The organism is Lysinibacillus sp. BNK-21 (assembly GCF_048684915.1).
Lineage (GTDB): Bacteria > Bacillota > Bacilli > Bacillales_A > Planococcaceae > Lysinibacillus > Lysinibacillus capsici.
The window spans coordinates 2,474,148-2,494,900 of the sequence record NZ_JBLQTS010000001.1 but is presented as its reverse complement, the minus strand read 5'-3'; the positions used below and the strand labels follow the sequence as shown (position 1 = coordinate 2,494,900).

Annotated in this window: 25 protein-coding genes; 13 read left to right on the top strand and 12 right to left on the bottom strand. The window is 37.5% G+C overall.

The features are described from left to right. Positions 1-28: 28 nt before the first annotated feature. The 3 genes from ACMGGO_RS12740 to ACMGGO_RS12730 all read left to right on the top strand — a co-directional run bounded on the left by ACMGGO_RS12740 (position 29) and on the right by ACMGGO_RS12730 (position 1,960). Complete coding sequence (locus ACMGGO_RS12740; protein WP_374806121.1) at positions 29-1,066, top strand: threonine aldolase family protein; 1,038 nt, start codon at positions 29-31, stop codon at positions 1,064-1,066. 94 nt (positions 1,067-1,160) lie between these two features. Next, positions 1,161-1,712: a DUF1697 domain-containing protein gene (locus ACMGGO_RS12735; RefSeq protein WP_103117972.1), complete on the top strand. Its 552-nt coding sequence runs from the start codon at positions 1,161-1,163 to the stop codon at positions 1,710-1,712. Positions 1,713-1,747: 35 nt separating this feature from the next. After that, entirely contained in the window at positions 1,748-1,960 is a 213-nt protein-coding gene (locus ACMGGO_RS12730; protein ID WP_048393837.1) for a hypothetical protein, read from the top strand. Between the two features lie 43 nt (positions 1,961-2,003). Here the strand turns inward: ACMGGO_RS12730 and ACMGGO_RS12725 are convergent, their stop codons facing one another. Continuing rightward, positions 2,004-2,195: a hypothetical protein gene (locus ACMGGO_RS12725; RefSeq protein ID WP_048393836.1), complete on the bottom strand. Its 192-nt coding sequence runs from the start codon at positions 2,193-2,195 to the stop codon at positions 2,004-2,006. A 519-nt stretch (positions 2,196-2,714) separates the two neighbouring features. On the opposite strand from ACMGGO_RS12725, the gene ACMGGO_RS12720 reads away from it, so the two are divergent. Further along, the gene (locus ACMGGO_RS12720) at positions 2,715-3,515 is read left to right on the top strand and encodes an SDR family NAD(P)-dependent oxidoreductase (RefSeq protein ID WP_048393834.1); all 801 of its coding nucleotides are present in this window, start codon (positions 2,715-2,717) and stop codon (positions 3,513-3,515) included. Between the two features lie 62 nt (positions 3,516-3,577). Here the strand turns inward: ACMGGO_RS12720 and ACMGGO_RS12715 are convergent, their stop codons facing one another. Next, positions 3,578-4,081 carry a DinB family protein gene (locus tag ACMGGO_RS12715; protein ID WP_048393832.1) on the bottom strand — a complete coding sequence of 168 codons (504 nt, stop codon included), beginning with the start codon at positions 4,079-4,081 and terminating at the stop codon, positions 3,578-3,580. 349 nt (positions 4,082-4,430) lie between these two features. Further along, complete coding sequence (locus ACMGGO_RS12710) at positions 4,431-5,303, bottom strand: DMT family transporter (RefSeq protein WP_103117973.1); 873 nt, start codon at positions 5,301-5,303, stop codon at positions 4,431-4,433. A gap of 213 nt (positions 5,304-5,516) precedes the next feature. Here ACMGGO_RS12710 and ACMGGO_RS12705 point away from each other — a divergent pair, with 213 nt between their 5' ends. Then, entirely contained in the window at positions 5,517-5,933 is a 417-nt protein-coding gene (locus ACMGGO_RS12705) for a GNAT family N-acetyltransferase (protein WP_048393829.1), read from the top strand. Positions 5,934-5,969: 36 nt separating this feature from the next. On the opposite strand, the gene ACMGGO_RS12700 is transcribed toward ACMGGO_RS12705, so the two are convergent. From ACMGGO_RS12700 to ACMGGO_RS12690, 3 genes are all read right to left on the bottom strand, one after another. Continuing rightward, entirely contained in the window at positions 5,970-6,440 is a 471-nt protein-coding gene (locus ACMGGO_RS12700; RefSeq protein WP_269898593.1) for a hypothetical protein, read from the bottom strand. A gap of 51 nt (positions 6,441-6,491) precedes the next feature. Further along, positions 6,492-6,878, bottom strand: coding sequence for a DinB family protein (locus ACMGGO_RS12695; protein ID WP_420281941.1), 387 nt, complete (start codon positions 6,876-6,878; stop codon positions 6,492-6,494). A gap of 188 nt (positions 6,879-7,066) precedes the next feature. After that, on the bottom strand, positions 7,067-7,612 hold the full coding sequence (locus ACMGGO_RS12690; protein ID WP_279494758.1) for a DUF7010 family protein: 546 nt from the start codon (positions 7,610-7,612) through the stop codon (positions 7,067-7,069). Positions 7,613-7,895: 283 nt separating this feature from the next. On the opposite strand from ACMGGO_RS12690, the gene ACMGGO_RS12685 reads away from it, so the two are divergent. The 4 genes from ACMGGO_RS12685 to ACMGGO_RS12670 all read left to right on the top strand — a co-directional run bounded on the left by ACMGGO_RS12685 (position 7,896) and on the right by ACMGGO_RS12670 (position 10,880). Further along, positions 7,896-8,462, top strand: coding sequence for a TetR/AcrR family transcriptional regulator (locus tag ACMGGO_RS12685; RefSeq protein ID WP_048393822.1), 567 nt, complete (start codon positions 7,896-7,898; stop codon positions 8,460-8,462). Between the two features lie 126 nt (positions 8,463-8,588). Then, positions 8,589-9,713, top strand: a complete 1,125-nt coding sequence (locus ACMGGO_RS12680; RefSeq protein WP_374806120.1) for an ABC transporter permease — start codon at positions 8,589-8,591, stop codon at positions 9,711-9,713. After that, positions 9,714-10,391, top strand: a complete 678-nt coding sequence (locus ACMGGO_RS12675) for an ABC transporter ATP-binding protein (protein WP_281116120.1) — start codon at positions 9,714-9,716, stop codon at positions 10,389-10,391. It abuts the gene before it with no gap. Between the two features lie 150 nt (positions 10,392-10,541). Beyond that, positions 10,542-10,880, top strand: coding sequence for a hypothetical protein (locus tag ACMGGO_RS12670; RefSeq protein WP_374806119.1), 339 nt, complete (start codon positions 10,542-10,544; stop codon positions 10,878-10,880). Positions 10,881-10,896: 16 nt separating this feature from the next. Here the strand turns inward: ACMGGO_RS12670 and ACMGGO_RS12665 are convergent, their stop codons facing one another. Both ACMGGO_RS12665 and ACMGGO_RS12660 read right to left on the bottom strand, forming a co-directional pair. After that, positions 10,897-12,081 (bottom strand): MFS transporter, encoded by a 1,185-nt coding sequence (locus ACMGGO_RS12665; RefSeq protein ID WP_115673753.1) that lies wholly within the window; start codon positions 12,079-12,081, stop codon positions 10,897-10,899. Between the two features lie 17 nt (positions 12,082-12,098). Beyond that, positions 12,099-12,917 carry a MerR family transcriptional regulator gene (locus ACMGGO_RS12660; RefSeq protein WP_269898591.1) on the bottom strand — a complete coding sequence of 273 codons (819 nt, stop codon included), beginning with the start codon at positions 12,915-12,917 and terminating at the stop codon, positions 12,099-12,101. Positions 12,918-13,156: 239 nt separating this feature from the next. Between ACMGGO_RS12660 and ACMGGO_RS12655 the strand changes: the two genes are divergently transcribed. Together ACMGGO_RS12655 and ACMGGO_RS12650 are read left to right on the top strand one after the other, a co-directional pair. Then, positions 13,157-13,642 (top strand): DUF2975 domain-containing protein, encoded by a 486-nt coding sequence (locus ACMGGO_RS12655; protein ID WP_328025267.1) that lies wholly within the window; start codon positions 13,157-13,159, stop codon positions 13,640-13,642. A gap of 212 nt (positions 13,643-13,854) precedes the next feature. Continuing rightward, the gene (locus tag ACMGGO_RS12650) at positions 13,855-14,301 is read left to right on the top strand and encodes a GNAT family N-acetyltransferase (protein WP_374806118.1); all 447 of its coding nucleotides are present in this window, start codon (positions 13,855-13,857) and stop codon (positions 14,299-14,301) included. Between the two features lie 1,327 nt (positions 14,302-15,628). On the opposite strand, the gene ACMGGO_RS12645 is transcribed toward ACMGGO_RS12650, so the two are convergent. From ACMGGO_RS12645 to ACMGGO_RS12630, 4 genes are all read right to left on the bottom strand, one after another. Continuing rightward, on the bottom strand, positions 15,629-16,276 hold the full coding sequence (locus ACMGGO_RS12645; protein WP_374806117.1) for a pentapeptide repeat-containing protein: 648 nt from the start codon (positions 16,274-16,276) through the stop codon (positions 15,629-15,631). 75 nt (positions 16,277-16,351) lie between these two features. Next, the gene (locus tag ACMGGO_RS12640; protein WP_374806116.1) at positions 16,352-17,302 is read right to left on the bottom strand and encodes a bile acid:sodium symporter family protein; all 951 of its coding nucleotides are present in this window, start codon (positions 17,300-17,302) and stop codon (positions 16,352-16,354) included. 80 nt (positions 17,303-17,382) lie between these two features. Continuing rightward, positions 17,383-17,583 carry a hypothetical protein gene (locus ACMGGO_RS12635; RefSeq protein ID WP_374806115.1) on the bottom strand — a complete coding sequence of 67 codons (201 nt, stop codon included), beginning with the start codon at positions 17,581-17,583 and terminating at the stop codon, positions 17,383-17,385. Positions 17,584-17,620: 37 nt separating this feature from the next. Continuing rightward, positions 17,621-18,154 carry an HXXEE domain-containing protein gene (locus tag ACMGGO_RS12630; RefSeq protein WP_374806114.1) on the bottom strand — a complete coding sequence of 178 codons (534 nt, stop codon included), beginning with the start codon at positions 18,152-18,154 and terminating at the stop codon, positions 17,621-17,623. A gap of 151 nt (positions 18,155-18,305) precedes the next feature. Here ACMGGO_RS12630 and ACMGGO_RS12625 point away from each other — a divergent pair, with 151 nt between their 5' ends. Beyond that, positions 18,306-18,566, top strand: a complete 261-nt coding sequence (locus ACMGGO_RS12625; RefSeq protein ID WP_374806113.1) for a hypothetical protein — start codon at positions 18,306-18,308, stop codon at positions 18,564-18,566. Between the two features lie 275 nt (positions 18,567-18,841). Beyond that, on the top strand, positions 18,842-20,614 hold the full coding sequence (locus tag ACMGGO_RS12620; RefSeq protein WP_374806112.1) for an oleate hydratase: 1,773 nt from the start codon (positions 18,842-18,844) through the stop codon (positions 20,612-20,614). The last annotated feature ends 139 nt before the right edge of the window (positions 20,615-20,753 follow it).

Sequence of the window (20,753 nt, the reverse complement as noted above, 5' to 3'; positions counted from 1 at the left end):
TAGAGAGAATTTGGAGGTAGTAGTTGATATGATTCGATTCGAAAATGATTATGCAGAAGGTGCCCATCCACAAATTTTGCAGCGGTTAGTGGCTACAAATGAAGAACAATCTCCAGGGTATGGTATGGATGAGCATTCCGAAAAAGCAAGAGCCTATATAAAAAAAGCGATTGCAGCGGAGCAGGCAGACATTCACTTTTTAGTTGGTGGTACACAAACGAATACAACCGTGATAGCATCTATTTTGCGTCCTCATCAGGGTGTCATTGCTGCGAGTACAGGGCATATTGCGGTGCATGAAACAGGAGCTATTGAGGCAACGGGTCATAAGGTACTGACATTACCTAGCGATGATGGCAAACTAACTGCGGCACAGGTGAAAGCCTGCTATGATGCGCACTGGCTGGATAGCACTCATGAGCATATGGTGCAGCCAGGCTTAGTGTACATATCACACCCTACAGAAAATGGCACGACCTATAGTAAGGCAGAATTAACAGCCTTACGTGAAGTTTGCCGAAACTGTGACTTACCACTGTTTATAGATGGTGCTCGTTTAGGCTATGGTCTAGTGGCACAAGACAGTGATTTATCTCTCGCTGACATGGCTCAGCTTTGTGATGTATTTTATATTGGTGGTACTAAAATGGGTGCATTGTTTGGAGAAGCAGTCATCATCGTGAATCCTGCGTACCAAAAGGATTTCCGCTACATGATTAAGCAAAGAGGAGGGCTACTTGCCAAAGGTCGATTATTAGGCATTCAGTTCGAAACGCTATTTGAAGATACGCTCTATATGGATATTTCGCATCATGCGGTAGATATGGCAATGATGATACGACAGGCATTTCTCGATAAAGGCTTCGCAATGCGCTATGATTCAAAAACGAATCAGCAATTTCCAATTTTACCAAACCATCTACTTCCAACGTTAGAAGAAAAATATTCCTTCTCCATTTGGGAAGCATACGATGATACCCATACGGTTGTGCGCTTTTGCACAAGCTGGGCTACGACCAAAGAAAATGTGGATCGTTTAATAGACGACATCTACCGTTTAATATAATCAATCAAGCTGCACCTTCCGTCAAAGGGTGCAGTTTTTTCCTATTATTCCCTAACTCTTGCTATACTATAGATAACAGGAAAGGTGGAAGCGAATGACTAAATACGTAGCACTTTTAAGAGGTATTAATGTAGGTGGGCACAATAAATTAAAAATGGCTGAATTGAGAGACGCGCTGCAACCACTGGGGCTCCAAAACATTCGGACATATATTCAAAGTGGCAATATCCTGTTTGAATCGAGTGAATCAGAAGAATTTTTGCAACAGCAAATTCAAGAGACCATCCAAAGTACCTTCACTATCACGAGTACAGTAATTATCCGTACAGCTGAAGAATTCCGCTCTATTGTGAACAATTGTCCTTTCTCAGAACAAGACTTAGCAGATGCAAGTGCTACAGCTACAGGGGAAAGTCTCCATGTTGCACTACTTTCAACAGTTCCAACTGAAGAGAACGGAGCTAAGTTATTACAATATGTAAGTGAAAAAGAGCGCTGCATTATCAAGGGGAGAGATGTCTATCTGTTATTTCACGATAGCATTCGCAATGCCAAGCTTAGTCAACAACTGCCTAAGCTAGAGGTGCCCGCTACAGCTCGCAATTGGAAAACGATGATGAAGCTTGCGACAATGATTGGTGAGTAGGGAAACTCATCTTTTCTATAAGGAGGCGTGTTTGAATGCGACGGGATCAAGTAGGTTATTTTATTTATCCTTTTTTGTACTTCATTGTTAGAACAATGAATCAATGGAGGAAGCATGAGCCGATTGCATGGGGAGAAAATGTGACGATGATGGTCATCACAATGGTCATCATCTATTTCTTTGTTTGGATGTGGAATTGGTCCAAAAAGCCGTATCAATGGAGAAAGAAGAATAATAAAGAAACATAAAGCAAGAGAGCAAATTTCATTATTGAAATGATGCTCTCTTTTTTTACTTAAACTTTTCAGGTTTTGTGGCTTTAATAGAGGCAATTTCTCCACATTGGGTACAGACAGTGAAAATAAGGGGTGAACCTGAGGAAAAGATGGTATTCACGGGTCTTAAAGCAGCATAGCCATCTAATTTCCCTTCAGAAAAAGATTGACTGCCACAGGCTTTACAACTATATGTATTTGTTTCCATATTCTCACCTCGTAATGTAAGTTTAAGGAAATTATAGCATAGAAAAAACTACAGCGATATGCATCACTGTAGCTCAGAATTGGTTGATACCCCTTGAGGTTTTCTAAAGTATTATAGCATAACAACTTATTCATTGTATAGATGAAGGAAAATATATAAATGTTGCGACTTCATTTGACTTTATCGAATTGGCTATTTGAACGAATAGATTGGGTGTTTCCTGATTCGTGCTATCTTTATAAATGCCAAGAAGATATCAAAATAAATCCCTTTACTACCATCTTGCAGTGTATACTCTTTTCCTGAAAATATGCTATTTAACTGCGTTATGAACATAGAGAATGTTTAATGAATCATGTATGCCCTCTTCATGATCTTTGTAAAATTAGCAAGTTTACAGTAGAGCTATAAAAATGCTAAGTGGATATTAGTTTAAAAATAAATAGTTTAATGTTAAACTATTTTACGTCAGGAGAGCTGATTTGCTCTTTTTCGTGTAATTTGAAGGAGGAATTGAAGATGAATCGAGTAAAAAATAAAGTGGCATTAGTGACAGGTGGAGCTTCTGGTATTGGTTTATCAGCAGCTAGCTTGTTAGCAAAAGAGGGCGCAAAAGTAGTCATTGCTGATTTTAATGTAGAGGGTGCTAAAGAAGCAGCAGCAACTTTAGTCAATAATGGGTATGAGGCAGCAGCCGTTTTCCTTGATGCAGGGGATGCTTCCTCCATTGAAGCGGCCGTGAACTTCACTGTAGAACGATACGGCTCATTAACGGTGCTCTTTAATAATGTTGGTCTAACTAACCTGAAGAAAGATTTAGATATATTAAATATTGATTTAGATGAGTGGGACCGCTTAGTCAATGTGAATTTAAAATCCATATTACTAGGAAGTCGTTTTGCCATTCCACATATGCAAAAAGCGGGCGGGGGCTCAATTATTAATACGGCTTCTATGGCTGCATTCGCCAGTGACCAAATACGTACAGCCTATGGTGCAACAAAAGCAGGTGTGGTGAATATGACAAGAAACATTGCCACACAATTTGGGAAGGATCATATCCGCTGTAATGCGGTTGCACCAGGTCTTATATTAACACCTGCCGCGAAAAACAATATGCCAGAAGAAATGCTGGCCATTTATGCGAAATTTAATGCGCTACCATATCATGGGGAAGCGGATGATATTGGTCATGCAGTTGTATTTTTAGCCTCTGACGAATCAAAATTTATGACGGGCCAAACACTGCAAATTGAAGGCGGACATTACCTCGCTAACCCAACCATCGCTGATACTAATAACTGGCTAGCATCTTTATAGTTAATAAATAAAAGAGGTTGTCTTAAAATAGACAACCTCTTTATTATTTGGCACAAGCTTAGCTACATTTGAGGAGCTTCCAACCCAAACTGAGCCCATTCCTCTTTCGCTGGACCATAAATACCTGGAACAGTTAAACCAGCCTGACGCATCAGAACCGTCATTTGACCGCGATGATGACTTTGATGCTGTAGTAAAAATAATAACAGGGAACCATTGGGCATTTGTTGACCAATAAATTCAATCGTTTCAGTCATTGTCTTGTCAGTCCATTGCGATTGTATCGCTTCCACAAAGGCTTCACTCGCTTGGTGATAGCCATCTGCAATGAACTGAGCAGAAGTAGGAACTGGAAAATCCTTTGCTGGGGCTTCAAACGCTAAATTCGAATTCGAGGTAATAATTCGAATTGCAGTAACCGTGTGCCAAGCAACCCGTCCTAAAGTCCAGTTTTCGGGAGTGATTGCCTGATGTAGCGATTCATCTGTAAGGTGATTAAGTAATTTTTGCGTAGCAGCGGCTTCAAATGCCCAAGACTGTAAAAAATGATCGATTGTTTGAAACATGAAATCCCTCCAAAAATAGCCTATGATGTCTTATTTTCCTATGCTCCTAAAAGAAAAGCAAGATAAAGCACTGCATAAAGGGGAAGGGCAATAGAGAGCAGGATGTACATGCTCCATTCACCTATCGATAATTTTCGTTGCCACCTTGTTAATTTTAGCTGTCGACAATAGATCATACTAGCAAGTAAAAAAATTAATAAAGTAAAATCCTTTAAGTTATCTAAAAAGATGTTCAGAATATCAACTCCTTTAGGCATTTGCAATATATGTGTCAACAAGACGTTCAATGACCATAAGCTGAGCCAACATAAAAAGTGCGTCTCTATCTAACATAGAAACGCACTTCGATTTATTCGTCTCGAATGACAATAAAAACGCCACTAAAAATTAATAGGGAGCCTATCCAAAAGGAAAGCCCAATCGTCTCTCCCAATAAGAGCCAGCCTAAAAATGTGCCAACAATTGGTTGAAAGAAGAAAAATAAGCCGCCACTAGACGCATTCATTAGTTGAAGCCCTTTATTCCACAATAAAAAACCACCAGCTGTTGAAATAATGCCTAAGTAAAGCAAGCCGCCTGAAATGGTCGGTTGTAAAACACTTGCCAGATCTAAATTCTTTAGCCTTGGAAGGACAAAAGGGGTCAATAACATCACGGCAATCATAGATGTATAGGTTGTGACAACAATTTGTGAGTAATGGCTTGGTACCTTTTTGACGAATACCGACATCAATGCCCATGTTAAGGCAGCAAGCAGTAAATAGAGTCCACCTAATTGCTGTGTCACATCGATTTGACCATTGCCTACAACGATCCCGACACCAATCGTGGCAAGAGCGATAGACAAGCATTTTTTCAGCGTAATGCTTTCTTTTAAAATCAAGCGGGCGAAGACAACCATAAAAGCAGGGGTTGTAGCAGTAATAATTGCCCCCATCTGCGCGGTGGATAGCATTGTGCCCATTTCCTGTGTCACAATTGAAATCGTGTTCCCAATAAGGCCAACAAGAAAAATGATCAGCCAATCTTTTTTAGCTATTTTCCAGGATTGCCTCATCATGATCCCAATGATACCGAGTGCAATCACCGCGATCAAATATCGCATCCAAACAAGCTCTAATGGTGGCACAACCTCCACCACTACTTTAACAACTACATACATGGCACCCCAAATACTCGCAGCAAGCGATAAAAAGATGGCACCGATTATTAGATTTCTCATGTTTTTTTCCTCCGTTTTCATAGATACCTATGCCCTTAACGGAGAAAAAGCGCTTCTACCGTTAAGGAAGAAGAAGTGCTGGTACGTCCTGTTCAAATAATGGAGCAAACATCATAATAATCCCACCATCCTCAAGTCATTTTTTATTAGTATAATAGAATACACATCGTTTTCATAGGGAGATTTCATGAAAGCAAAAAGAGGGGGATGAAAATGGTAATACTTCAATACGAGATGGAAGAGAAGGATTTGCCAACCATAAAGGAGGTCTATCAATCTGTAGGGTGGATGAAACATGATGAACAGATTATCAAACAAGTTTTCGATGCAAGCACACATCAAGTTTTCGCCGTGGTAGATGGAAAAATAGTGGGCTTTGCTAGAGCTTTGTCAGATGGCGTATTTAATGCCGCCATTTACGATGTGGTTGTGCATCAAGCCTATCAAGGCACAGGGATTGCACGTTTACTTCTGGAGGATATGATCGCACAGTTAAGGGAGGTATCCTGCATTCAGTTAATCGCCACAACAGGGAATGAACCGTTTTATGCAAAAATGGGCTTTAGAAAATTGAAAACGGGTATGGCCATCTATAAAAATCAGCAACTAGCTCAAGAATATCTGGATTAAAGGAAATGGTCGGAAACCCACAAATGGTTTCCGACCTTACAATTTTATTTCATTATAATTAGACTGGATGAAATAGCTGTTAGTGGACACCTGCTTATAGTGCCCTACATTCCACTCATTCAGGTCGATTAAATCCTTAAGGAATTTGGGGACAGGGCAATTCCAATCTACATTTGCTATTGTTAGTGGGAAATTATCCTCAGCGGGATTAGGTGTATGGATATTAACTGAATCCAAACCAGCATCCTCCTCTACAAACTCCATCCATATTTGATAAGGTTTTCCGAATGTCGAGAGCCTTTCTGATAAGCGGTTATATAGGGCTATATGTGCTTTGATGTGCTCTCTTCTTATCTTTAAACCATCATTGCCGCACCCGTAAAAATCAAGGTGAGTGTGCCACAAATTAAACCAACCTTCTTCGTCAAAGTCTACAATAGATAGCTCTGTGGTTATTTGTCGCCATAAGTTACGGAAATAACGCCTTTTCCCACGAAATTTTTTCAAATTACTGTTCCTCCATTTAAAAAGCTGTTCCTTTCATTACGTTGCCTTTTATTAAAATAAAGGCTTTGGCAATCCACTAAGATGCGCGATAACAGAGATTTGCCCAACATGGTAAGCTTCATGTGAGTAAACATGATGAAACAACCAGTTAAGTGTAGGGACGGAAGGTGGCGTCCAACCATCGGAAAACTTTGGCACCTCGACTATTTCATTGAGCTGCGATTCGTCTAATGTATGTAGAATGTCATCCGTATAATTTCTAATTTGAATATAGCTATCTAGTATTTCCTTAGGCGAACAATCATCGTGAAGGTTTAATATACAAGGATTTTTAAGTCCAATTTCATTCACCCAATAGTCTTCGCTACTTGATAAATGAGAAATAATCCATGCTACATTATTTGGAAAACTCAGATGTCTTAAACCAAAACGTCTCATCAAGTGTGCTTAGGTAAGGTATTAACGTTTTCCTAAGATCATTACGATATGGAAATAGCACATCTATACATCCTTTCATTTATTAATAGGTTTATTGTATAGGAACAAGCACGGGATAGGAAATGAATCCTTTTTTCTCAGATTAAAAGAGGTCTGGAATATTAAAAAAATCACCTAGAGGAAGGTGATTAAATCGGATTGACTTTAAGTTCTCTTAGAATTAAAAGAACGCCCATTCCATACACAATAGAAATGGCTAAAGGTACAAGTGTGAAGGCTTGATCGACAAAGAAGCCACCTAAAATCAGAGCAAAAAAGCAGACGCCTAGAGTCACAAATAAATAAGCCTTACTTTTATAAATCCATATGTATGGCAGAAAATGAGAGCCTGCAAGTAAACCAATTGTAAAGGGAAGATATTCAGGTATGTTCATATACACAATGATAAATACAGGTATGTAAAAAGCTTGAGGAGCGGCAACGATTCCTCCTAACGTCCCTAAAGGATTGCCAGTAGCGTTTAAATTAATCCCAAGAATTTTACTAATACCTAAACCGATAGGGAAAATGGCACCTAAGCCAAATATCCAACTTAAACGAACTGCTTCGATTGGCAAAACTAAGGGCATTAGAGTAAAAAGTAAAAAGACAACCGCACCAGAAAGTAAAATGGGAAATCCCTTTTTTACTTCAACGATCATTTCCTTTTGTAAATCTTCCAGTGTTTTATCCATCAACGCACCATCCTTCATGAAATAAATAGAATATAACCTATAATATACCAGTATATTTCTATTTTTACCACAGATGATTTGAAATGGAATTTTCCTTTATCTTTCTTACGTTATAAGTACCAAAGGAGAATTTTGGGATTGGAAAATGAAATAGTCGTCACCTTCTATAGAATGGTTATTACCTCTAACAAAAACGCAATTTACTCAAACATCATGCATGTTTAAAGGTTACTCGCTTTTTTTTTGTCTCAATGTTAGCATTGTAGAATATTGGAGGTATCATATGGGACGAGATAAAAAATTTTCTGAACAAGACCTTTGGCATCATACGCATCAGCTTTTGCTATCTGTTGGATATCAAGGGTTTACAATGAGCTTGCTTGCACAAAGTATTGGCGTATCAAGGGCCGCAATTTATAAACAATATCCAAATAAAGAAGAACTTATTATTCAATTTATGGTTTGGCAAATGGAAAAAAGCATCGAGAACCTTTCAAATGTTAATTTTTCGCAATCATTTGAACAACAGCTTGAGGACTTACTTGTTCGTATGTTTGATATGCGCGACCTACATCAAATTTTAGGATTCGCCTCACAAATTAATGACGTATCGCTAGTTGTGAAGCAAAAAAAGGAAGTATTAAATAACATGCATGGTGGACTTTACATACCACTTCAACAAGTAATTAAGCAGGGTAAGGAAGAGGGGATAATTGCAGAAGATCGTAACAACTTTATTTTGCTTAGCTTCATTTTTCAATTGATTGACATGCCAAACCATCTCAATATGCCTATAGAAAGCTTTTTAAAGGAGATCAAACTGCTTATTTTACATGGTATTTCAAAATAAGTAACAAGTATGTCACTTATTTTAGTTACACATGTGTAACTTTTGTGTATAATGAAAAAGAATTCATATTTAGCAGGATTCAATCTTTGCTCATATGAATTCTATTTCTAATATGGAGGCTACATCATGTTTTTAGCACTAAAAGAATTAAAATATGCGAAGTTCCGCTATGTAATGATGACCACAATTATCATTTTAATCGCATGGCTCGTGTTCATTTTATCGGGACTTGGCAACGGTTTAGCGACTTTGAGTGCCGCTACACTGAAAAATATCGACGCAGAATACGTTGTCTATGAAGAAACAGCAGGGGCTACATTCGCAAAATCGATCCTGTCAGAAAATCTGCAAGAGGATTTAGAAAAACAAAAAAATGTAGATAAAGTCGCTGCGTTTGGCGCTTCTACAATAGCAGTCGGCAAAACAAAGTCAAAAGATGCAGATTCGAAGGAAGATGTCGCATTTTTAGGCGTTGAGCCAGACGCATTTTTTATGCCAGAGGTAATCGAGGGTGAAAAATTATCATACGACAACAAAAAAGGTGTTGTTATTAACGATACGTTAAAAGAAGCAGGCTACAAGATTGGTGATATTTTACTAGTAGCAAACTCTGACATGAAATTAGAAGTGGTAGGTTATGTAAAAGGAGAAACCTATAATCACTTACCTGCTATTTTCACAGTACTGGAAAACTGGCGTGATTATCAATATGCAGCTCCTGGCTCTGATAATGATACGGACAAGGCTGTACAAGCTTTCTTCCTAAAGGCTCCTAACTTAGAAGATCCATCTCCTATCGATAAAGCCGTAAAAGATGTTGAAACGGTTACAAAGAAAACAGCAATCAACGGTATGCCTGGTTATAAAGAAGAAAACGGCACTATTATGATGATGCTTGCTTTTTGTATCGTTATCTCTGCATTCATTATTGCTGTATTTTTCTACGTCATTACAATGCAAAAGACACAACAATTTGGTGTCATGAAAGCAATTGGCGCTAGCAATGGTTTCATCGGTAAAGCAATTGTTGCACAAGTAGCGATTCTATCAGTATTAGGTATCGTTATTGGTATCGTCTTCACATACTTAACGGCTAAAATTTTACCAGAGGGTATGCCATTTGACTTAGAACCGACCTTAATCATTACCTATGCGATTGTTTTATTAATTATTGCATTATTAAGTTCAATTGTTTCTGTACGTCAAATCGTTAAAATCGATCCATTAACAGCATTAGGGAGAGTGGAATAAATGGCGCTATTATCATTACAAAATGTTTCTAAAAGCTATAAAGAAGGCGCTAGCACTGTCCAAGCATTAAAGCAAGCAACACTTGAAGTAGAAGCTGGGGAGCTAGTAGCCATTATCGGTCCATCAGGTTCGGGTAAAAGTACACTACTTTCAATTGCAGGCGCTCTATTACAGATGTCAGAGGGTACTCTAGAAATTAACGGCAGGAATATTGTTCATCTTTCAGCAAAACAATTAGCAAGTTTCCGTTTAAAAGAGCTTGGTTTCATTTTACAAACATCTAACTTAGTACCTTACTTAAATGTACTTGATCAATTACTACTGGTGAAAAAAATGGGTGGTAAAGTGACAAAAGATGATAAAGAGTTTGCAAAGCAACTACTTACAGAGCTTGGCTTAAGTGATAAATGTAAAAAAATGCCGAATGAATTATCAGGTGGTGAGCGTCAACGTGTTGCGATTGCACGCGCATTCATGAATAACTCAAAAGTGATTTTAGCCGATGAACCAACTGCTAGCCTTGACTCTAAACGGGCACTTGAAGTCGTAAAGCTTCTTGCCAAAGAAGCAAAAGAACGTAATAAAGCTGCCATAATGGTAACCCATGATGAACGAATGCTACAGTTCTGTGACCATGTATACCGTATGGAAGATGGCGTGCTCACGCAACAATCTTAATCAACACAAAATAAAGGCTGGTATTTAGCTTTCATCAAAAAGGACTCGTGCTTTTGTGTCAGTAAAAGTGCGAGTCCTTTTCGTTATAGAAAGGAATATTAAATGATTTTTATTGTTTAAACGATCAACCTAAGCTAGGAAAAACATTTGATGATTATGCACGTTTATCAAGCCTCTTCAAAAACTACTACGCAGGTCTTTGGGATGGAACCCTACAATAATCTGTATGCTTTAAAGCCTGATTTTGATGCCATAACGGAGTATGCTAGGCTGCATAATAAAGGCGGATTTCATGTGTTTATGCCTGATACAAAGGAAGGAATAGCAGAGAGCCGAAACTTTTGCTCACTCTATGGTATTGATGTGGAAACTGCCACAGCTATATCCAACGGGGCTTTTACCTGTTATTTTTTAAATATAAATGTTTTTAATCAAGAGTACATATTTAGAAGAGCTACCTTTATATTGAATATGCCATTTTCAATATAAAGGTAGGATAAAAAAATTAATATTTGACTTTAGTAATAATAGGGGTTTCAACTCTACTATTCAATTTTTGGAATAGCCAGATAGCAAGGAATAAAGCCATGCTTACAGTACCAAAACCGACCCAATTCAAATTTAGGACAGAGGTATGACTGATGACAAACCCGCCTAATGCAGACCCCAGTGCAAAACCGAATTGGATAAAGGAGGTATTTATGCTTAGGGCAATGTCTGGATTTCGAGGTACTAGTGTAACAAGAAGGAGCTGCTGGGCAGGAGAAATACTCCAAGTTGCTACCATAAAAATCATTAAAATCAAGATCAATACAAAGAGATTGATACCAGCTAGTGCGAATAAGAGGAGCGTTACTGCTTGTAACAGCAATCCAAAACAAATGGTAAAACGCGAACCCTTTGCATCAGCCAATTGCCCGCCCACTCTTGAGCCAAGAAAGCTACAGATGCCAGCTAAAAATAGAATGCCACTAATTTCGGTCATAGAAAGAGGGGATGTGGCTTGCAAGAAAGGCGTAATATAAGTAAATAGGGTAGCGTAGCCACCGACATAAAATAAAGTAATCGCCAGGGCAGTTAGAATTTTTGAATCTTTTAAAATCGAAAGCTGCGACCTGAGTGTAACAGCTTCTTCCTCCTTGATAACTGGAATTTTTTTATAGATGATAAGCAGTGGAAGAATAGTTAATAAACCGATCAACATAAATAAAACTCTCCATCCAAATATTTCGCTAAAAAATGTGCCAATTGGAACACCCAGCACGAGCGAACTGCTTAGTCCCATCAAAATGATGCCGATCGCACGGCCTCTTCGTTCTTTTTCAACTAATCGAGTAGCTACTGCCATGGCTACCACTGTAGCAATTCCTCCGCTAACCCCTTGAATAATTCGTATCCCTAGTGCGTACTCAAAAGAAGAGCTGATAAACATGAATCCGTTACTAATAATGAACACACTAACGGTAGCCATAAGCAACTTTTTGCGATCCACATTGATCGTGAGCGCAATGAGAATTGGAGCGAAAATGGCTGCTGCTAGGGCAAATAAAGTCACTAATAACCCAGCTTCTGAAATCGTTACTCCAAAGTCGACGGCAATCATTTCAATAACGCCTGTGATAATGTACTCAACGGTTCCGATTAGGAAAACAATGAGTGATAAAACATAGATAATCAGCTTATTTTTCAACTCAATTCACGCTTCCTTCAGCTATTTATAATAGGTATTTGTATCTCCATTAATTGGACGTTTTGGGTTGTAGATAATGGTAAATAGATTTCTCTACCTGGTTCGTTTTCCTTGACTTGATAGTTATTTTCTACAATCCAGTTAGCTAAATCTACACAGGCTGTACAAGCAAAGTTAGAATCTGAACGAAAGGTCATTGTGGCCATCATTGGCTCAGGAGGAAGAGTCCGTAGTTGAAATGTATCAGGGAGTGATGAAAGCTCCTTGGTTAAAAAATAACCGACTTCAAATTCAAACTCGTCTTCTTTCTCCTCTATTTCTTTCCATAAAACAACCTGAGGACTTTGAGCTAATTGGCGCATTTCCTTTGTTAGTAATTGATTAAATGTACAAAACAGATCTGGAATATCTTCTTCTCTCCCGCGTGCTTTCAAAGAAAGGAATTGCTGAGCATCCACTGCCTTGATGCGGATTTCTTGATCTGATTCCACCTGACCCTCTCGTTCTAAAAGTTGCATACGTTCTTCAATTCGTGCAAGCTTGGCCTGTTCCGTCTGGATAATATGTTGAATCTCACTTTTTTTCAGCTTAAACATCCCTTGTATATCTTTTAACGAAATATCTTCGTGGAGCAAACGTATAATTTGTGGCAAGGTAAACCCCAATTCCTTATAGAGAAAGATCCGATTGAGCTCTAGTAGCTGGTCTGCTGAATAGTATCGGTAGCAAGTATCATGGTCCACCTTTCTCGGCTTTAATATGCCAATCTGATCATAATAGCGCAATGTTTTTAAGGATACTTTGCTTAGCCTAGAAAATTCACTGATTTTAAACAAAATATCACCTCCAATCTAATAACTTAATGCAAGTATACAGTTTCCTGTGCAGGGGAAAGTCAAATGCTTTTTAAATAACCTTACTACAATCTAATGTAGTAAGGCGCTTGTGAATATTTCAATGAATGTTAAATATATAAATAACAATAATATTATAATTAAAAACAATTATTATTTATTGTTAATCAATAAATTTTGTGTTAAATTTATGGTGTCATTAAATAAGTGAGGTGCTTTCAATGAATGTTAAACCAGGTTTAACATCTTTTTTAAAGGTAATAATTCTTCTGGCTGGGATGGCCATTCTTGCCCTATGTATATTTTTTGTACCTCCTATGGCTCATTTCGCATCGAGTTTGTATCCGAATTTTTACCCAATGAACGATCTCATTTTCATTGTGATGTATGGATCGGCTGTACCTTTTTACATTGCTCTCTATCAGGCTTTTAATCTTTTACGGTACATTGAAGCGAATACAGCTTTCTCGGAATTATCTGTAAAAGCATTAAAGTACATAAAGTGGTGTGCGATAATAATCAGTGGCTTGCACCTATTAGCTTCACCACTTTTTCATTTTATAACAAACAAAATGGATCCTCCTTTTGGAATAGTGGGACTCCTCATCATTTTTGTTTCACTAGTTATCGCCATTTTTGCGGCTGTCCTCCAGCGGCTTCTACAAGAAGTGACGAATATAAAATTAGAAAATGATTTAACGGTCTGAGATGGATGATATGGTGATATTAGCCAAACGAAAACTGCTCATAGAAGAGATGTAGAACATATCATTTAGAATTCGGAATCCTATGGAAGTTTAATAGTGAAGTAAGTAAATTTCTAGATAGATATGTAGTTTAATCTTTTAAGGGGGCTGATCCACTTTTATTCTACTTTTGCTATACTTTATGAAATTGAATAGTATAGGAGGCTATAAAAATGGATTGGAAGATAAAAAAATTTGATGAATTAACCGTAAAAGAACTATATGAGATACTGAAGGTTCGTGCGGAAGTTTTTGTTGTAGAGCAAGAATGTGTCTATCAGGATCTAGATTCAAAAGACGAAAATGCTTATCATTTATTTGGTGAAGACCAAGGAGAGGTAGTTGGGTATTTAAGAATTCTACCCAAAGGAATAGCATATGAAGAAGCAGCAATCGGAAGAGTGTTAACAAAGCAAACCTACAGAAAAAAGGGATTGTCTCTGGAAATGGTGAAAAGAGCAATTGATTACATTCTAGATGATATTGGAGAAGACGCAATCCGCATTTCTGCGCAGGCATATTTGCTAAAATTCTATGAGGGCTTCGGATTTGAAAAGACATCAGATGTTTATTTAGAAGATGGAATAGAACATATAGAAATGCTATATAAAAGGCTGTAATTATCAGACACCTTGCGTTTAAAGAGGAGGATAGCCCTCGAATAGCAGGATAGAATTCTAAAAGTAGAGGATAAAACTGAAAGAGTAGCGGATAGAACGCTTAAAGTGGAGGATAACCCTCAAATAGAAGGATAGAATTCTAAAAGTGGAGGATAAAACTGAAAAAGTAGCGGATAGAACGCTCAAAGTGGAGGATAGCCCTCAAATAGCAGGATAGAATTCTAAAAGGGAAGGATAAAACTGAAAAAGTAGCGGATAGAATGCTCAAAGTGAGGGATAGCCCTCGAATAGCAGGATAGAATTCTAAAAGTGTCGGATAAAACTGAAAGAGTAGCGGATAGAACGCTCAAAGTGAAGGATAACCCTCAAATAGCAGGATAGAATTCTAAAAGTGTCGGATAACACTAAAAAAGTAGCGGATAGAACGCTCAAAGTGAGGGATAGCCCTCGAATAGCAGGATAGAATTCTAAAAGTGCAGGATAACACTGAAAAAGTAGCGGATAGAACGCTCAAAGTGAAGGATAACCCTCAAATAGCAGGATAGAATTCTAAAAGTGTCGGATAACACTGAAAAAGTAGCGGATAGAACGCTTAAAGTGGAGGATAACCCTCAAATAGCAGGATAGATTTCTAAAAGAGGATAAAACTGAAAGAGTAGCGGATAGAACGCTCAAAGTGAAGGATAGCCCTCAAATAGCAGGATAGAATTCTAAAAGTGGAGGATAAAACTAAAAAAGTAGCGGATAGAACGCTCAAAGTGAGGGATAGCCCTCGAATAGCAGGATAGAATTCTAAAAGTGGAGGATAACACTGAAAAAGTAGCGGATAGAACGCTCAAAGTGGAGGATAGCCCTCAAATAGCAGGATAGAATTCTAAAAGTGTCGGATAACACTGAAAAAGTAGCGGATAGAACGCTTAAAGTGGAGGATAACCCTCAAATAGCAGGATAGAATTCTAAAAGTGGAGGATAACACTGAAAAAGTAGTGGATAGAACGCTCAAAGTGGAGGATAGCCCTCAAATAGCAGGATAGAATTCTAAAAGTGGAGGATAAAACTGAAAGAGTAGCGGATAGAACGCTCAAAGTGAAGGATAGCCCTCGAATAGAAGGATAGAATTCTAAAAGTGGAGGATAAAACTGAAAAAGTAGCGGATAGAACGCTTAAAGTGAGGGATAGCCCCGCAAATTAGGAGGATAGCCTGTAAAGAGCAGGATAAAATACTATAAGATGATAAAATAGCAGATTAACAAATTGTAAAAATTGAGCGCTATCCGAGCATAAGGATAAGCGCTTTATTTTTTTCTTGAACTTTTAAGCCCTTAAACTAGTATTTAACCTTCAACCCTAGTAATGAAGCAAAACCTATGGCTTGTTCAGTAGAGACTTCACACCCATTTAAACTTTCTGGAGTTACTTGAAGTCTTTTAAATTTACATGTACTGATGTCTATTCCTTTTAAGGAAGTTTGGGAGAAATCCACATCATTTAGATCACTTTCCTGAAACGCCACCTTATTAAGTAAACAATCATAAAAATTCGCACCTTGCAGGGAGGTGCTATCAAATAGCACTTGTTTAAAGCGCACTTCGGGGAAATTGCATAAGTTTGCAAGACAATTTTCAAATGAAACATTACCGAGGTTTGCTTCAGTTAAATTCAACCCTAATAGTTTACAGTTTTTGAAGGCCACTCTATGAATGATGCCTTCACTTAAGTTAGTGTTAGATAAATCACAGTTTTCAAAAATGACGTCCGTTAAATCAATTTTTTGAAAGGTACAATGGATGAATGTGACATTTTTAAAGATAACATTAGAGACAATTAATCGTTCAATATCCTCGTGAGCAATGACCGTATCCGTAATCTTGCAATTTGTTAAATAGGGTTCCTCCTCATAAAAAATATCCTGAAAATTTGCTTTGTCAAGATTCGGGGATATTTTTGGTGATATAAGTTGGAAATTGTATGACATATTAGCACACCCTTCAAATATAAATAAACGCTTCTCCTATTTAGTATAAGTGCAAACCTAAAATAAGAACACCGTCTATACGGTGCTCTTATCTGGTTTATACAAAGGATTCATCATCTTACTAAAAACGGAGGCTAGTACCTGTTGAAACAGCATCCCGAACACAACAGGCATGGCGACTTTACCTGGAAAGTACGTTGTGGCCACGATGACACCGACTGCAATATTTCTCATGCCACCAGTAAAAACAAAGGTTGCCATTTGTGGACCGTCTTTTAACAGATATCGGCCTACAAGGTAAGCAAATAGATAGCCTGAGACTGCAAGCAAGAACACTAAAAGCACCACGAAGAAGAGATGCATGTTGATATCCTTTAAGTAGGGAGCAATGGCACTGCTATTAATCAGTATGACCGCAAATAAACATAGCTTTGAAAAAGGAGCAAGTTTTTTACCGATTTTTTGAGGGATGGCTCCTTTCGAAAGTTCATTCACTAAGATACCTAAAACCGTGGGTAAGACAATCATCCATAGTAAATTCAGAATTAGGGATGCCACATCCAACTCAATTTTTTCACCCGAAACGATATAAAGGATGAAGGGGAGGATGATGGGAGAAAGGAGCGTATCAATTAAAATAATTGATAAGCCTAACGGTAAGTTCCCTTTGCAAATATTGATCCAAATAACACTCGTTACGCCTGTTGGGAGCGCAACTGCTAAGACAAAACCAACAGTCAACAAATGGTCATCGAACAAAACAGTGGATAAGAAATAAGCCCATAAAGGCATCAAGAGATGAAGAAAAAGGATGGAGAATAAAATGAGAACTGGATGCTTCATGAAAATTTTTACATCTTTAAATTTCATATGTAAGCTTCCTGAGAATGTCATGAAGGCAAATAGCCAGGAGACAAGGAATAATAAATGATGTCCAATACTTTCTAAGAATACACCTACAATTAAACTTAATGGTGTCAGGATCGCAATGTATTTTTGGAGAAATACATTTAGTTTTTCTAACATACAAAGACCTTCTTTTTTTATCTGATTTTATCACTTTTATTATAATCGTAGGTAAATTTACCGCAAAAAAAGCAGAAGATTTACTCCTGCGAAGAATTTACATGTTTTTTATTGGTTTCTTTAGTGAACGGCATCCATACAATGCCTACGATCAATAAAATATTACCTGTCCACCTAACCCATAAATAATAAGGCTTGTCTTTTAAAAAGTACAACGAAGATAGGATAATAACCATCCCAATACCAATCATTAATTTTAAATAAATCGGAGTTTTTGCCATTCTCCTGCCTCCTTTCTATCTTTTCATGAACATGTATCTATATCACTCTTTTTCCTATCCAATGCGCAGTAAAGACAATGGGGAAAAATAGTATGCCAAAAGGCAGGCTTATCAAAACGATATGCCAAGTAAGGATGCCACTAGTAAACAAAGATTTAAATAAAATAATGCTATAGGGAATAATGATGATGGCTGATGTTATAGCTCCTGGAGTAACAGAACGAAATAAGAGCGATTGTCCAATATGGGTAAAAGCATGGATAAAGAAAACAAGTGTAACAGCTGTGAAAAAATAGATAGTAAAAGTGACTCCATTTAGAAAATAGTAGTTAGCTAGAATGGTAGAGAGACTGACAAACAAGAAGATAAATAAGACAGCAACAGCAAATTGTGCGGTGCTCATTGAAAATTGTTTTACCACTTTATCGGCCATTTTTTGGGGTAATCTTTCATACAGCTTATGACGATTATGATGTAACCATTTCTCTACCATAATAATTTCTTCAAAATCATGAATAATAAATAAAATAGGAAACAACCAAATTAGTGTTTGAACATTCGACCATTCCATATGAATACCTCTCTCCTTATCACTATGCTGGTAGTGTTACTGAAAATACCATATTTATATAATATATGTTAATAATAACATATTAGAAAAAGTTGTACGCTAAGATTCATTTATTATTGAATCTAATTATTAAGAAATCGGGGATGAAGCTGTGAGTGAAATCGATAAACGTAATAGATTAAACAAGGAACCATTCTCATATCAAACGACAAAAAAGGGGACTGTCGTTATTTATTATGAAGGCAAGCAAATTAAAATCGTCAAGGAGAAAGAGGGTGAGCGTCTACTAGCAAAAATTCAGCAGGTGGAGGGGCAGATAAAGGAAGTCCAGCTATTGTTAGCTAAAATTACGGGTAATTTTAAAAGAGGTAACGAGAAATTGGCTAAACATCAAAAAGGGAATGAAGGTTAAAAAAGATTTATTGAGATAATAATTATGCAAAGCTAATAGTAACTTATTGAATTGGTTTTTCCTTTTTAAGGCAGGCGTTAAGGGGGTTATTACGATTATTTACTGTACGGTTCTCTTTATAAAAATACAAGCACTTGCTTTGTCCAATGAGAAGGGAAGATAAATTAACGCACAATTGGCGGATTTGAATTTTTTGTTAATTATTAGCTCATTTTACCATTTTGTCGATAACCTGTGTTATTCTATATTAGAATAATAAATTAGGAGGCGGTAATATGTATTACAGCAATGGTAACTATGAAGCTTTCGCACGTCCTAAAAAACCTGAGGGAGTCGATAAAAAGTCTGCTTATCTGATTGGCTCGGGACTAGCCTCACTGTCAGCAGCATGTTTTTTAATTCGTGATGGCCAAATGAAAGGTGAGAACATTCATATTCTTGAAGAGTTAGATATTTCAGGAGGAAGTCTAGATGGCATACTTAATCCGACGAGAGGGTTTATTATTCGCGGTGGACGAGAAATGGAAGATCATTTTGAATGCTTATGGGATTTATTCCGTTCCATTCCCTCGTTAGAAGTAGAAAATGCTTCCGTTTTAGATGAATTTTACTGGCTTAATAAAGAGGATCCTAATTATTCAAAATGTCGATTAATGAAGGATAGAGGCCAAAGACTTGAGGATGATGGCAAGTTCACCTTATCAGACAAATCCTCAGAAGAAATGATTAAATTATTCTTTACGCCTGAGGAAAAATTAGAGGATAAAAAAATCACAGATGTTTTCTCAGATGAATTTTTTGAATCGAATTTTTGGCTCTATTGGTCCACAATGTTTGCGTTTGAAAAATGGCATTCTGCGATGGAAATGCGTCGTTATATTATGCGTTTCATTCATCATATTGGCGGATTACCAGATTTATCGGCCTTAAAATTTACAAAGTATAATCAGTATGAATCGCTCGTGCTGCCAATGATTAAATACTTAGAAAGTCATGATGTTGATTTCCAATATAATACGGTTGTAGAAAATGTTTTAGTTGATAAGGTAGGAGACAAAAAAGTAGCTCATACATTGGTGTTACGAAAAGATGGTGTGAAAAAGAATATTGAACTAACAGAAAATGAGTTAGTGTTTGTGACAAATGGTAGTATTACAGAAAGTACAACATACGGGGATAATAATACGCCAGCCCCTATCAATAAAGATTTAGGTGGCAGTTGGTCCCTGTGGAAAAATATCGCTGCCCAAGGTGAAGAGTTTGGTCGACCAGAAAAGTTCTGCGATAATCTGCCAGAGGAAAGCTGGTTTGTTTCAGCTACCCTTACAACATTAGATGATCGTGTGGCTCCATATATTGAAAAAATCAGTAAAAGGGACCCATACGCTGGTAAGGTCGTAACAGGAGGGATTGTCACAGCTACCGATTCTAATTGGATGCTAAGCTATACATTGAACCGACAACCTCACTTTAAAAATCAACCAAAGGACCAATTAGTTGTTTGGATTTATGGCTTACTATCAAACAAGCCAGGTGATTTTATTAAAAAAAGTATTACGGAATGTACAGGCATTGAGATTGCACAAGAGTGGTTATACCATATGGGTGTACCAGTGGATGAAATTCCAGACATTGCACAAAATTCTTGCAATACGATTCCATGCTATATGCCTTACATCACTTCTTATTTCATGCCAAGAGCAATGGGTGATCGTCCACTTGTTGTGCCAGAAGGATCAGCTAATTTAGCCTTTATTGGCAACTTCAGCGAAACCGCAAGAGATACAGTCTTTACTACTGAATATTCCGTAAGAACGGCGATGGAGGCAGTCTATCAACTATTAACGATTGACCGAGGTGTGCCAGAGGTGTTTGCGTCTGCCTTTGATGTTCGCACATTATTAGCATCAACGGCTCGTTTGCTGGATGGTAAAAAACTAACAGATATTGATGCACCATTTATCTTAAAGCAAATCGGTAAATTGGGTATTCATAAAACAAAGGATACAATCATTTATGATTTACTGATAGAAAGTAAACTAATATAGTGTTGAAAAAGAGACAAAGCAGTTTGAGGGGCTTTGTCTCTTTTTTTATAGCCAGTCTTTTACATAGGCAAGTAAACCGATAAACGCACCTAACCCCATGCCAATAAAGACAGGCACTATGAGGTTGGCTTTCTTGTGT